The sequence below is a fragment of the Kallipyga massiliensis ph2 genome, assembly GCF_000311985.1.
Classification (GTDB): Bacteria; Bacillota; Clostridia; order Tissierellales; family Peptoniphilaceae; genus Kallipyga; species Kallipyga massiliensis.
The window spans coordinates 776949-788559 of sequence record NZ_HE978585.1 but is presented as its reverse complement, the minus strand read 5'-3'; the positions used below and the strand labels follow the sequence as shown (position 1 = coordinate 788559).

General features: G+C 53.7%; 11 protein-coding genes. 2 read left to right on the top strand and 9 right to left on the bottom strand.

What is annotated here, in order from left to right:
* On the top strand, positions 1 to 191 hold a 191-nt coding region (locus tag HGKM_RS08920; RefSeq protein WP_218916875.1), incomplete at its 5' end, for a hypothetical protein.
* Positions 192 to 311: 120 nt separating this feature from the next.
* Here HGKM_RS08920 and nagB read toward each other — a convergent pair.
* The 9 genes from nagB to rpmE all read right to left on the bottom strand — a co-directional run bounded on the left by nagB (position 312) and on the right by rpmE (position 9760).
* Complete coding sequence (gene nagB, locus HGKM_RS03500; RefSeq protein WP_019133964.1) at positions 312 to 1031, bottom strand: glucosamine-6-phosphate deaminase; 720 nt, start codon at positions 1029 to 1031, stop codon at positions 312 to 314.
* Positions 1032 to 1148: 117 nt separating this feature from the next.
* Positions 1149 to 1805 (bottom strand): 50S ribosomal protein L25, encoded by a 657-nt coding sequence (locus tag HGKM_RS03495; RefSeq protein WP_019133963.1) that lies wholly within the window; start codon positions 1803 to 1805, stop codon positions 1149 to 1151.
* Positions 1806 to 1895: 90 nt separating this feature from the next.
* On the bottom strand, positions 1896 to 2279 hold the full coding sequence (locus HGKM_RS03490; protein ID WP_019133962.1) for an FMN-binding protein: 384 nt from the start codon (positions 2277 to 2279) through the stop codon (positions 1896 to 1898).
* An 11-nt stretch (positions 2280 to 2290) separates the two neighbouring features.
* Positions 2291 to 3667, bottom strand: a complete 1377-nt coding sequence (rho, locus tag HGKM_RS03485; RefSeq protein ID WP_019133961.1) for a transcription termination factor Rho — start codon at positions 3665 to 3667, stop codon at positions 2291 to 2293.
* A 68-nt stretch (positions 3668 to 3735) separates the two neighbouring features.
* Positions 3736 to 4890: an LCP family protein gene (locus tag HGKM_RS03480; protein WP_019133960.1), complete on the bottom strand. Its 1155-nt coding sequence runs from the start codon at positions 4888 to 4890 to the stop codon at positions 3736 to 3738.
* A gap of 233 nt (positions 4891 to 5123) precedes the next feature.
* Positions 5124 to 7511: a glycogen/starch/alpha-glucan phosphorylase gene (locus HGKM_RS03475; protein WP_019133959.1), complete on the bottom strand. Its 2388-nt coding sequence runs from the start codon at positions 7509 to 7511 to the stop codon at positions 5124 to 5126.
* Positions 7512 to 7531: 20 nt separating this feature from the next.
* Positions 7532 to 8620, bottom strand: coding sequence for a peptide chain release factor 1 (gene prfA, locus HGKM_RS03470; RefSeq protein WP_034578934.1), 1089 nt, complete (start codon positions 8618 to 8620; stop codon positions 7532 to 7534).
* Entirely contained in the window at positions 8605 to 9459 is an 855-nt protein-coding gene (prmC, locus tag HGKM_RS08515; RefSeq protein WP_019133957.1) for a peptide chain release factor N(5)-glutamine methyltransferase, read from the bottom strand. The genes prfA and prmC overlap by 16 nt, the downstream gene beginning before the upstream one ends.
* Positions 9460 to 9556: 97 nt before the next feature.
* Entirely contained in the window at positions 9557 to 9760 is a 204-nt protein-coding gene (rpmE, locus tag HGKM_RS03460) for a 50S ribosomal protein L31 (protein WP_019133956.1), read from the bottom strand.
* 297 nt (positions 9761 to 10057) lie between these two features.
* Between rpmE and murJ the strand changes: the two genes are divergently transcribed.
* A complete protein-coding gene (gene murJ, locus HGKM_RS03455) occupies positions 10058 to 11605 on the top strand; it encodes a murein biosynthesis integral membrane protein MurJ (protein ID WP_019133955.1) in 1548 nt (515 codons plus the stop codon).
* The last annotated feature ends 6 nt before the right edge of the window (positions 11606 to 11611 follow it).

The window sequence follows — 11611 nt, the reverse complement described above, 5'->3', positions numbered from 1 at the left end:
GGGTTTTACCCCCTGACATTCTTAGGATCTGGTTATTTGTCAGGGCCATTTTCACCCCTAATTTTGTTGTGATTCTACAAATTGTCAGGGCTTCGGACCCTGATTATCTTGTAAAATGGCGGATTGTCAGGTTTTTTGGCTCTGCCGGGGCTAGGAGAGCGTGGGTTCATGAGGTTCTCAGAGAAAGGTAGCCCTTGGTGGGCGGATCATAAGACTTCCCAAGGAAAAACTGCCCTGGCTGAGCTCCGATTTTTCCATGAGCCAGGGTACATCCACCCCATGGGGCCTCATATATAGCTCTTGACCCTTTTCTAGCGAGCCAAGTCACCTGCGGCTGCCCGGTCTACGATAAGGGTGCAGTTGGGGTGGAGGAGGCAGAGAGATACCGGGGATCCGGTGTAGACTCGGTCTCCACGTAGGAGGGGGGCCACCGCTTCCACTTTCTTGGGGCCATTGGCCAGGATGAGGATCTCCTTTGCCTTCATGATGGACCCCATGCCCATAGTGACGGCGGTCCGGGGAACCTGGTCCTCGGAGTCAAAGAAACGGGAATTGGCTTGAATAGTGGAGGGGGTCAGCTGGGCCATATGGGTGTCCAGGTAGAGGCGGTCTTGGGGCTCATTAAAAGCAATATGGCCGTTGGGGCCGATACCCAGGATTTGGAAGTCGATGCCACCGGCTTCTTCAATGGCTCGGTCATAGTGGCCGAAGTCCGCCTCTTCGTCGGGGAAGTGGATCCTTTCCCGAGAGAGGTTGACCCGGGAGAAGAGGTGGTCCTCCATGAAGCGATGGTAGGACTGGGGGTGGTCATGGGCAATGCCCACATACTCGTCCAGGTTGTAGGACCTGGCCTGACCGAAGTCGATCCTGCCCTCCCGGTAGGCTTCCACTAAGTGATTATAGAGGCCCTCGGGGGAGGATCCTGTCGCCAGGCCCAGGACCAGGTCCGGCTTCTTGGTCATCCGGTCGATGACCAGGTCGGCCGCTTTCCGGGAGAGCTCCTCATACGATTCGCAGATTATAATCTTCATCTAATACGTCCTTTCAAAGGCTGTGACCTTCTTCCATGAGCCTATTTCCTGTCGGAATGGAAAAAGGAGGCGGACTCGGCCGCCTCCATAAGAGCTTGAACAGGAAGGTCCGAGAAGTTATTCTTCCTCGCCCTCTTCCTTGTCTTCATCACCAATTTCAGGAACATCTGCTGCGCTGACTTCCGCTTCTTCTTCGCCTTCTTCAGGAAGAACCTCTTCCTCAGGCTGGTTGAGGGAGCAGAGGGGCTCATCGAGCTCAAACTCCAGGGTCAGCTTGTCATTGCCGGCAATATCCAGGTCAGCAACCGTCAGGGTGTCGCCAATCTGCATGTTCTCGACGTCCGCTTCCGCTGTCTGGGGGATGTCGCCCGGCAAGCAGGTTACCGAAATCTCATCGATAAACTGGAGCAAGACGGAAGGCTGAACACGGATCTCATCACGTCCGCGCAGGATAACAGGAACGGTGACGTTGATGGCCTCGTTCATGTTAACGGCCTGGAAGTCGATGTGGATGATGTTGCCGCGAACCGGGTGGTTCTGGACCTCTTTGATCAGGACGGTCATCGGTCCCTCTTCGGTGTTCAGGTCTACCAGGGTAGAAGTACCGGCCTTGCTGAAGACCTTGTTGAATTCACGCTCGTTGACCTGAACGCTTTCGGTTTCTTCTCCTCTATGGTAGACAACAGCCGGGATGATGCCCTGGTTCCGCAGCTTATTCACACGGTTCGACCCGATGGCATCGCGGCTTTGTACATTCAAACTATATTTTGCCATAGCTCCTCCTTAAAAAGTTCTCATATCGTCTAATTATAGCGGAAATTACCGCTAATATCAAACATTCGCGGCGACTTCCCCTTATTCTGCCTATTTTTTCTCTTCCGAATCACCCTTCCCCTCTTTGGCCTCTTGGAGGGCGGCTTCCAGGGCCTGGCGGAAGCCCTCCGAGGTCCGTGTGGCGCCCGAGACGGTGTCGAGGTCAGCTGAATTCTTTTCCTTGGCCGCCTGGACTAGGTCGTCCAGGGCCTTTCCGCCAATTTTTTCCGTTTCCTTATGGCTGAGAATCTTGAGGTCGTAGATGGCCCCACTCTCATCAATCGTCACGGAAATCCGGATGGGGGCTTCCTTACTATAGCCCCTCCCCTCGCCCACATAGGTACCCGACTGGGGCTTTGGCCCGCCAAAACCACAGGAGGTCAAAAGGATGAGGGCAAAAAACAGGGCCATCCATGAGGCTGATTTCTTTGTCATTTCTTCCTCCTTTAGTTGGTATATTTCTGCTGGATCAGGTCGCAGAACTCCCGATTGGATGGGGTGTTCCGGATCAGGCGGATCAGCTGGTCGATCATCTCGATCGGATCTCCTTGGCGACCCTGGCGGCGGATCCGGAAGATGGCCTTTTCCTCCCAATCTTCCATGAGGAGGTCATCCCGCCGGGTTCCCGAGGCGAAGATGTCGATGGCGGGGAAAATCCGGAGCTCAGCCAGCTCCCGGCTCAAGTGAACTTCCATGTTTCCCGTCCCCTTGAACTCCTCATAAATCATGTCATCCATCCGGGACCCGGTATCCGTTAAACAAGTGGCCAGGATGGTCATGGACCCGGCACCGTCAATGTTTCGGGCGGCCCCAAAAAAGGCCTTGGGTGGATAGAGAGCCACCGGATCCAGACCTCCGGAGAGGGTACGGCCGGAAGGGGTAGTTGTAATATTGTAGGCTCGGGAAAGCCGGGTCAGGGAATCCAGGAGGATAAATACATCTTGGCCGGATTCCACCAAACGCTTGGTCCGGTCCAGGAGCTTTTCCGCCGTTTCGATGTGGTTCTGAGCCATTTTATCGAAGGTGGAAGCGATGACCTCGGTCCGGACAGGGTCGTCCGGGCTCCGGTTGATGTTGACCGAACGTTCGAAATCGGTCACCTCTTCCGGACGCTCGTCGATGAGGAGGATGAAGAGAAAAACCTCCGGGTACTTGTTTTCAATGGCATGGGCAATGGACTTCAGGAGGGTGGTCTTTCCCGCCTTGGGCGGGGAGACAATGAGCCCCCGTTGGCCCTTGCCGATGGGGGCAACCAGGTCCATGATCCGGTTGGCAAGGTCCCCCTGTCCCTGCTCCAGGCGAAAGCGCTCATCGGCATAGATGGGCGTCAGGTCATCGAAATCGGACCGGTTGGAGTACTCAATCGGGGAGGTTCCATTGACCGTGTTGATATAAATAATGGGTGCATACTTGTCCCGTTCCCGGATGTCCCCGACCACGCCGGAGACGATGTCGCCCGACTTCAAGGAAAAGCGCTTGATATGGGCGGCCGGCATATAATAGTCCTGCTTCTCGCCCTGGTCCCCCTCGGTTCGAAGGAAGCCATATCCATCCGGCATGACTTCCAGGTGTCCGGTCGTTGATGGAAGGTCCTTACGAACTTTATCCTTATCTTTTTCCTTGTCTTTTTCTCTTTCTTTTTCTTTTTCCTTCTCCCCTTCTTCTGCGGAAGAAGGAGTCCGGTCGTCACAAGCCTCTTCTTCACCCAGGTCCTCCAGGACCTGGATCAGGTCTTTCTTTCGGTATTTATAGGGACTCTTGATTCCCTTTTCTTTGGCGATTTCCCGAAGTTCCAAAAGCTTCAAGGAATGGTAATCCTTCATTCTTCCCTCCCAAGTTCCGGCAGTGACGTTTTTCCTTCTCTCTGACTTTTTGAATCAAGCGAATATCCTTATTGTGGACTTTCTTCCCTAGACAAGCCGGACTCTCCGGCCTCATTGGACGGGGACAACCTTCTGATTTGATTACCAATGGATTCCACGCTGTCCGGATCCAGCTGGTACATAAAGAGTTGGTTGTGGGGCATGGCATAGGAGGGCAGGTCCATCCTCCCTTCCCCCTCCACCTGGGCAGATCCGAAGTTCCAATGGGTCCCGGAGGACAGTTGGTTATTGATCAGCTGGGTCAGGAGGGCGGCCGGCATATTTGTTTGGACATCCTCCGCCATGATGTTCAAGAGCTCCTGGGCATTGGCCAAGATGGCCGGCGATAGGCATTTGTCAATAATGGCTTTCAGGAGGACAACATGGTTCCGTCCACGTTCCAATTCCCCGCCTGCCTGGTGCTTTCGGTCCCGGGCATAGACCAGGGCCGACTCTCCGTCCAGGGTAATCATCCCTTCATCAAAATGGACATCCTTTACAGAAAAAGCATTGGGATTGTAGATCTGGATCCCACCCAAGGCATCGACAATCCGAATCAGGGAGTCGAAGTTGACCCGGGCATAATAGGGGATCTTGATATCGAAAAGATTCTCTAAGGTGTGGATGGAGGAATAGACCCCGTAATTCCCCGCATGGGTCAACTTATCGTATTGGTCGTGGCCTCCATCGGCGATCCGGACATAGGCGTCGCGGGGAATGGTCGTGATGAAGCCTTGACCGGTCTTGGGGTTGACCGAAACAATCATATTGACATCAGACCGAGACTCGGTTTCTAGGGGGCCATAGGTATCGATGCCGGAAATATAGACGTTGAAGCCTTCCATGATGTGCCCCTCCACCTCTTTCTGGTCAACGGACACTTCTTTTTCCCCTTGCCCGGCGGTCGACATCCGACCCAAGGTGGAGTAAAGGGAAACGATGGAATAGGAAGAGACGGAGGAAAAGGAAATGACCATGACTAAAATCAGTATAGAGACGACCGAGGTCAGGTGGTTCCGGTGTTTAATCCCGTGGTAGGCGAGGATGCCGAGGATCAGGAAGAGAAGGAGTAGGACGATCCTTTGCCAGAAAACCAGCAGGTTGAAATACTGAAGAATGGCAGCAAAGACAATCATAGCGACCAGGAAAAGGACGCCGAGAAAGCCGGATATAAATTTTTTCATAGGGACTCCTGTTAATCTTTTGAATGGGACTGGCGAGAGAGATAAACCATCTCAGGTATCTTATTAAAACAATAAGAAAAAATTGTGTGAAAGGATGTCTTTGGGGCATAAACCGGCTTGTTTTCCCCCGGCTCATCTGCCTTATCATACTCTTCCTATTCTATCAAAAAAAATGGTCTCGGGAAGACCGAGACCACTATTTTTCTTCTTTTTATTGAATTTTCTCCGAGAAATTACCCTTCCATGGGGTCAATTTTCCAGATCTCATGTGCATACTCCCGGATGGTCCGGTCAGAGGAGAAGTAGCCGGAGTTGGCCAAGTTGGCCAGACACTTCCTCGCCCAACCCAGGCGGTCCCGGTAGTCTCGGTCGATCCTCTCCTGGGCCTCCAGGTACTTCCGGAAGTCATAGAGGACATAGTATTGGTCCCCCCTTTCCCCATGCTGAGGCTTGACCAGGGAGTTATAAATATCCAGGAACATGAAGGTTCCGTTGTCGTGGAAGTTCCGGTCATCCAGGAGGGCATCCACTACCTGCTTGATCTCCCGGTCCTTAAAGTAGTATTCCTTGGGGTTGTAGGAATCAGCGATGGAATTGAGCTCCTCCACGGTGGCCCCGAAGCGGTAGTTATTTTCCTCCCCGGCCTCCCGGAAGATTTCAATGTTGGCCCCATCATAAGTTCCCAGGGTGGGGGTGGCATTCATCATGAACTTCATGCAGCCCGTACCTGAGGCCTCCTTGCCGGCCGTGGAAATCTGCTCCGACACGTCCGCAGCCGGGAAGAGTTTCTCGGCCGAGGAAACTCGGTAGTTCTGAAGAAAGACCACCCGGAGCTTGTCCCTGGTGTCAGGATCGGCATTGACCGTATGGGCAATCTCGTTAATGAACTTGATGATGGCCTTGGCCCGGAAGTAGCCCGGTGCCGCCTTGGCCCCGAAGATGAAGGTCCGGGGGACCATATCCATGCCCGGGTTTTTCTTGAGCTGGTTGTAGAGGTAGAGGATGTGGAGGGCGTTGAGGAGCTGGCGCTTGTACTCATGGAGACGCTTGATCTGGATGTCAAAGATGGAGTCCGGATCCACCTCAATCCCCTCGGTCCGGAGGATATAGTCGGCCAGGTCCTTTTTTCTCCGGTATTTGATGGCGTTGAGTTCCTCGAGGGTCTCCTCGTCATCCATATACCTTTCTAACCCCTTGAGGAGGGTGAGGTCATGGTGCCAATCATCCGACCCCAACTTTCGGCTAATGAATTCAGCCAGGTCAGGGTTAGCATACATGAGCCAGCGACGGGGGGTTACTCCGTTGGTCTTATTGTTGAACTTCTTGGGGAAAAGCTTGAACCACTGGGCCAGGGTCTCGGCCTTGAGGATAGAGGTGTGGATCCGGGCTACCCCGTTGACGGAAGTGGACATCCAAACAGCCAGATAGGCCATCTCCACGATCCCGTCATGGATGATCCGGTAGGGGCCCAAGTCCCCCTCGCCAATCCCATAGTGGACCTCAAGCTCGGAAACCATCTTGGCATTGATCTCTTTCATCAAGGTCAGGCAGCGGGGAGAGACCTCATCCACAATATCCAGGGGCCACTTTTCCAGGGCTTCCTGGAGGACGGTGTGGTTGGTAAAGGCAAAAGTCTGGCCGGCAATCTCATAAGCCCTATCCCAGGACAGGCCCTCCTCATCGATCAGGATCCGCATGAGTTCAGGGATAGCGATGACGGGGTGGGTGTCGTTGAGCTGGATGGCGGTCATGTCGGAGAAGTGGTCAAACTTGGGATCCTCCGGGAAATTTTTCTTATAGCGGATGACCAGGTCCTGGATAGAAGCCGAGGTGAAGAAATACTGCTGCTTGAGACGGAGGACCTTGCCGGCCCGCTGGATATCGTTGGGGTAAAGGACCCGGGTGATATCGCGGGCCCGGTTCATGCCGGCGATAGCATCCGAATATTGGAAGTTATTAAAGAGGTCGAAGTTGAAGCCCGAATCGATGGGTTCGGCCTGCCAGAGGCGGAGAGTGTTGACCACCCCGTTTCGGAAGCCGACGATGGGCATATCATAGGGGACGGCCATAACGACTTCGTCCCGGAAGCGGACCGGGCGGGCGTACTTATCCTTCCGGATGGACCAGAAGTCCCCCCGCCGAAGCCAATCGTCGCCCAGCTCCCGCTGGAAGCCGTCCACAAACTTCTGCTTGAAGATCCCCTGAGAATAGCGGACCCCATAGCCCTGAACCGGCAGGCCCATAGAGGCGGCCGAGTCGATGAAACAAGCGGCTAGACGGCCCAGACCCCCATTCCCCAGGGCGGCATCCTCTTCCTGGTCTTCCAGGTCCTCGAAGTCCACACCCATAGAAAGGAGGACTTCTTTGACCTCATCCAAAATCCCCAGGTTGAGCAAGTTATTGCCCAGGGACCGGCCGACCAAAAACTCCGCTGAAAAATAATATTCATTCCGAATCTTCCGGTCCTTGTTCCGGCTAGCCACCCACTCTTCCTGAACCTTGGTCATGACCAAGGCGGATAGGGCCCCGTACTTCTCATAATTGCTGGCGTGTTCAACATCCGTTGAAAACTTGGCTTGCAGGTGGGCCTCGAGTTCTTTCATAAATGCATCTTTATCCATATCTCCTCCATCTGCTTCGATTAGTCTTGACTGGCATTTTGCTTGGTCATAACGTCCAATTTCTTGATCTGGTCTTCCATCTGGAGAGCATGAATCATCTCTTCAATGTCCCCATCCAGGAAGTCCTGGAGCTGGTAGATGGTTCGGTTGATCCGGTGGTCGGTCACCCGGCCTTGTTGGAAATTGTAGGTTCGGATCCGCTCGGACCGGTCTCCCGTCCCTACCTGGCTCTTCCGGTCCTCGGATAATTCCTTTTGTTGCTCTTCCAGCTTCATCTCATAAAGGCGGGCCCGGAGGACCTGCATGGCCTTGGCCTTGTTTTTAATTTGGGATTTTTCATCCTGGCAGGTCACCACAATCCCCGTAGGCTCGTGGGTCAGGCGAACCGCAGAGTCCGTCGTATTGACGCACTGTCCCCCATGGCCCGTGGACCGGTAAACATCGACCCGGATGTCGTTAGGGTCAATCTCCACATCCACCTCTTCCGCCTCCGGAAGGACGGCCACCGTGGCCGTAGAGGTCTGGATCCGGCCCTGGGACTCCGTTTCCGGAACCCGCTGAACCCGGTGGACCCCCGATTCATACTTCATGTTGGAGTAGGCCCCCTCCCCCTTCATCATGAAGGTAGCCTCGCGGATCCCGCCAATGCCCTGGCTTTGGGCATCAATTTCTTCGGTGGCATAGCCCTGCTTATCGGCATACATGTGGTACATCCGGTAGAGATCGCCGGCAAAGAGGCCGGCCTCATCCCCACCTGCCCCGGCGCGGATTTCCACAATGACGTTTTTGTAGTCATTGGGGTCCTTGGGGATGAGGAGGATTTTCAGCTCCTCCTCCAGCTTCTCGGACAGGGCCTGGTTCTCCTCCTTGTCCATCTGGAGCATATCCACCATTTCCGGGTCCTCCGCGACCTCCAACATTTCCTCGTCTTCCCGGACCTTGGCCAGGGCTTCCTCATATTTATTATAGGTTTCCGCGATGGGTTTGAGGGCGACATAGTCCCTGTTCACTACCCGCCAACGGTCCATATCGGCCAGGAGGTCCGGGTCAGCCAATTTGACTTCCATGGCCCTCAGCCTTTCATTAACGTCTTTTAAATTTTCAAACATGCTTCCCTCCCTGGTCTCCATCGTCCAAAAGCCATCCGGTCCCGGTGGCTGTAATCTTTCCATATTTCAATCTCATCAAAGCCCCTCTGAGCGAGACGGTCCCGAATCCAATCCCCCTGGTCATCCCCAATTTCCAAAGCCAGCCATCCCCCCTCCTTGAGATAGGCGGGTGCCTGGGCCAGGATCCTCTCATAAACAGCCCGGCCATGGTCAGGGGCATAAAGGGCCAGGTCCGGCTCATAGTCCAGCTCCCCCTGGAGCCTCCCCTTGAGGGCAGGATCCACATAGGGCGGGTTGGAAATGATCCAATCAAAGGGGTCCTCCCTTTCATCGATGGCCTCGAAAAGATCCCCATGGGCCAAGTCCACATCCTCCGGAGAAAGAGAGAGGAGGGCCCGGTTTTCCCGGGCCAGTTCCAGAGCCTCCCGGGAAAGGTCCGTTCCCATAATCTTCCCCCATGGGATCCCCTTGTCCCGGGCTTCCAAAGCCAGGGTCAGAGGGATAACCCCTGTCCCGGTTCCCAGGTCCAGGATCCGGTCGCCTGCTTTGATTTTTTCCAGGACCGCCTCCACCAGGAGCTCCGTCTCCGGCCGGGGGATCAGGGCCCGGTCATCCACCCGGAAGGTCCTTCCATAGAAATCCCACCGCCCCAGGACATATTGGAGAGGACGGCCGGACTCCCTCTCCCGGGCCTTCCGCCGGACCTCCTCCTCTTGGCCTTCCGGCAGTTCAAAGCCTCCGGAGGTCCGAACCCAGGACAGGGGCCGGTCCAGGAGATAGGAGAGGGCAATCTCCCCCTCCCCTTGGGGAAAGAGGGCCTTGGCTTGGTCAATCTTCATGGGGCCTCCTCCGCTTTCCTTAAATTAAGGGATACTTGAATAACTGCGAAAATGAAAAAATAAAAAAAGGTCAGCAAACGCTGACCTTTTCTGCTTGCTAGTCTAAATTGTACTTCTTCTTGAAGCGTTCGATCCGTCCGCCACGCTCCGCAGTCTTCTGCTTTCCTGTATAGAAAGGATGGCATTCGGAACAAACTTCGACGGAAACTTCCTTCTTAGTGGAACCTGTTGTGAAGGTATTGCCGCAAGCACAAGTGACCTTGGCGTCTTCATAGAATTCAGGTTGGATTTCCTTCTGCACTGCACTCACCTCTTCTCCCTATAGAATCTTTATCCAATTTGTCTCGACTCGATGGCCTTGGATTTTCAACGGCCTTTCTCGCCGTGACCTTCCATAACTCAAGATGATCCTAAACTGAATAGCCTACTAATTATAGCACAAAGGCTATTCCAGGGCAAACCCCTTAAAAACTTTTCTACAAAATCGAAGCCCATCATATATAATGGTTAATATTGGGATTGGAAGAGGTCTAAGGGGTGCCATCCCCTTTGATGTCCCCCAATCCAACTTTCCATCCGGCAAGAAAAGGGAGGTCCTATGGGGTCCATTACCGTCCAATTGATGTTCATTACCATCCTCTCCAAATTGAGCGGATTTTTAAGGGAAAGTATATTCGCCGCCCTTTACGGGGCGGGGCCGGTTAAGGATATCTTTGTCACCTCAACAACCATTGCCTCCATGGCCTTCGGCTTTCTTTTTGTCTCCCTGGAGTCCTGCTTCATTCCCATTTACAATAAAGTGCGAAAAGAAAAGGGGCGTGAACAGGCCGACCTTCTTACCGCAAATATCACCAATGTGATCATTCTCCTCGTCACCGGCATTATCCTCTTTTGCTTCCTCCTGATGAAGCCTATTGTCAGCTTGGTGGCTGCGGGTTTCCAGGGCCAACAATTCGAGGAGGCGGTAAAATTTTCACGAATCGTCATCTTTGAACTCTATTTTTGGGCCAGCTTCGGTTTCATGGTCCCCTATTTAAATATCTACGGCAACTTCCGGGTTCCGGCTTCCATCGGCATCCTCATGAATGTGATCCTGATCCTGGCCCTTTTTCTCTCCGCCCGCTTTAACTCCTTGCTGGTCTTGGCTTTAGGCGGGGTGGCCAGCGAAGGACTGAAATTTATTTTCTTCCCCAGGGCCCTTCGTAAGGCCGGCTACAAGCATCGTTTCTTTGTGGACTTTAAGGATCCCTATGTCAAGGAAGCCGTGACCATGGCCATCCCTGTCATGATCTCCATTTTGGTCAACGATATTTCCGTCATCATTGACCAGTCCATGGCCTCCTACCTCATGCCGGTCGGTGGCGTTTCCACGATCAACTATGCCAACATGGTCAACCAAATCATCTATGGGGTGGTCATTGTTTCCATTATGACCGCCACCTATCCTCGAATGTCCAGCCTGGCCCAGGAAGGAAAGATGGATAAGCTGAAAAAGCTTACCCTTCGCTCCATCAATATCGGACTCATTCTTGTCATCCCTGCTGCGATTGGCCTCATGTTCTTCGCCCGGCCGGTGATTTCTCTCTTCTTTGAGAGAAAGGCCTTTGATGCCGAATCGGCCCGGTTGACCGCTCAAATCCTCTTCTGCTATGCACCCGGACTAATTGCCTTGGTCTTCACTTCCATCTTTAACCGGCTCTTTTATGCCCTTTCCGACACCAAGTCTCCGGTCAAAATCGCCGGAGTCCAGGTGGGGGTTGCTGTCATCTTGAACTTCATCCTTTCCCGCTTCCTGGGCCTGATGGGTCTGGCCATCGCCACCACCGTCGGTAATTATATTGGGGTCCTTCTTCTCTATAAGAGCCTCCGGGGCAAGATCGGTTCCCTTGATTTCCGGGCCAATGCCATTTCTTTCTTGAAGATCATGGGTATTTCCCTGGTTATGGGCTTCATTGCCCACTGGGCCTACGGGGTCCTCCCCTTCTCCGGCAACCTCAAGCTCCTGGTTTCCGTCATCATCGGAGCCCTGACCTATACCGGCCTTGTCCTGGTTTCCGGGATTCCTGAAGTCGCCTACCTGGTCGATTCTCTAAAGAAGAAGCTCAATAAAAAGAAGGGCAAGTCCTCGACGACTCCCCTTCCCTAAAATTTT

What these genes read in the sequence shown, in the direction of transcription:
- nagB (WP_019133964.1), bottom strand. Translation starts at nt 1,031, where the DNA reads ATGAAGATTATAATCTGCGAATCGTATGAGGAGCTCTCCCGGAAAGCG.
- HGKM_RS03495 (WP_019133963.1), bottom strand. Translation starts at nt 1,805, where the DNA reads ATGGCAAAATATAGTTTGAATGTACAAAGCCGCGATGCCATCGGGTCG.
- HGKM_RS03490 (WP_019133962.1), bottom strand. Translation starts at nt 2,279, where the DNA reads ATGACAAAGAAATCAGCCTCATGGATGGCCCTGTTTTTTGCCCTCATC.
- rho (WP_019133961.1), bottom strand. Translation starts at nt 3,667, where the DNA reads ATGAAGGATTACCATTCCTTGAAGCTTTTGGAACTTCGGGAAATCGCC.
- HGKM_RS03480 (WP_019133960.1), bottom strand. Translation starts at nt 4,890, where the DNA reads ATGAAAAAATTTATATCCGGCTTTCTCGGCGTCCTTTTCCTGGTCGCT.
- HGKM_RS03475 (WP_019133959.1), bottom strand. Translation starts at nt 7,511, where the DNA reads ATGGATAAAGATGCATTTATGAAAGAACTCGAGGCCCACCTGCAAGCC.
- prfA (WP_034578934.1), bottom strand. Translation starts at nt 8,620, where the DNA reads ATGTTTGAAAATTTAAAAGACGTTAATGAAAGGCTGAGGGCCATGGAA.
- prmC (WP_019133957.1), bottom strand. Translation starts at nt 9,459, where the DNA reads ATGAAGATTGACCAAGCCAAGGCCCTCTTTCCCCAAGGGGAGGGGGAG.
- murJ (WP_019133955.1), top strand. Translation starts at nt 10,058, where the DNA reads ATGGGGTCCATTACCGTCCAATTGATGTTCATTACCATCCTCTCCAAA.